Raw genomic sequence first — 874 nt, 5'->3', positions numbered from 1 at the left:
AAGGAAAACGTACCGAGGAAGTGGCAGCAGTCACCGGCTATTGCTCCGATTGGATTCGCAAAATAGCCCGCCGTTACAACAACTCAGGCGCAGAAGGGCTGACAGACCGCCGCCACGAAAATCCCGGTGCCGACCCCTTGCTAGACGACGCCCAACAAGCCGAATTGCGGCAAGCCCTCCACGGACCCGCTCCCGATGGCGGATTGTGGAACAGCCGCAAAGTAGCAGAGTGGATTTCAGAGCGCATTAACCGGCCCGTGGCCATGCAGCGCGGCTGGGACTACCTGCAGCAAATGGGATTCCGCCAGACCGCTTCCCGCCAGATGCCGGCAGAAGCCGAGCCGTTGGAGAAAGAAGCGTGAAATCAAGTTCGGTTGGGCACGCTCGCACGCTCGCACGCTCGCATTGGGCACGCTCGCATTACTAATCCCCATTGCCGAGATCCTCATTGCGGTCGCTCAACCGAACGGGATACGAATGGCAAGCCAGATTATATTATATCACATCCGCTTGATTACTTTTCTTGCGCCCACTGCTGTCGCGCCGGCGGAAATAGATGAGACTGTTGGCTCATTGATCTGGGGTCTTAATAATGAACCGCCACAGGACGCGGCGGCTTCCCGCAGGGTAGACGCCAAGGACGCCAAGAAGGAAAAAGAAAGAGGGGGAGGGATGGGAAAATTAATTAGCGGGAAATTGACTGGATCTGGATATAAGAGGCGTGCACGGTCGAATGTGGCGCGTCGCGCTTCACGGATTCGCGACTCAGCATCATAGATACCCTAAGCCATCACCCGCCAAATTTTCACAGTGCCGTCAGCGCTGCCGCTAGCGAGGAATCGGCAATCCCCACTGAAAGCAACAGCGCTCACCC

The 874-nt window shown here is 57.0% G+C and carries 2 protein-coding genes; one reads left to right on the top strand and one right to left on the bottom strand.

From position 1 onward, the window contains the following. A partial coding sequence (locus ABWQ00_RS15525; RefSeq protein WP_353239561.1) for a helix-turn-helix domain-containing protein occupies positions 1-362 on the top strand: 362 nt, incomplete at its 5' end. A 420-nt stretch (positions 363-782) separates the two neighbouring features. On the opposite strand, the gene ABWQ00_RS15520 is transcribed toward ABWQ00_RS15525, so the two are convergent. Further along, positions 783-872, bottom strand: coding sequence for a WD40 repeat domain-containing protein (locus ABWQ00_RS15520; RefSeq protein WP_353239566.1), 90 nt, complete (start codon positions 870-872; stop codon positions 783-785). Positions 873-874 lie beyond the last annotated feature (2 nt).

Origin of the sequence: Limnohabitans sp. (assembly GCF_040400975.1) — a bacterium.
GTDB lineage: Bacteria > Pseudomonadota > Gammaproteobacteria > Burkholderiales > Burkholderiaceae_C > Limnohabitans_A.
Note: the sequence above shows the minus strand (reverse complement) of the source record. Positions and strands in the feature narration are given on the sequence as shown.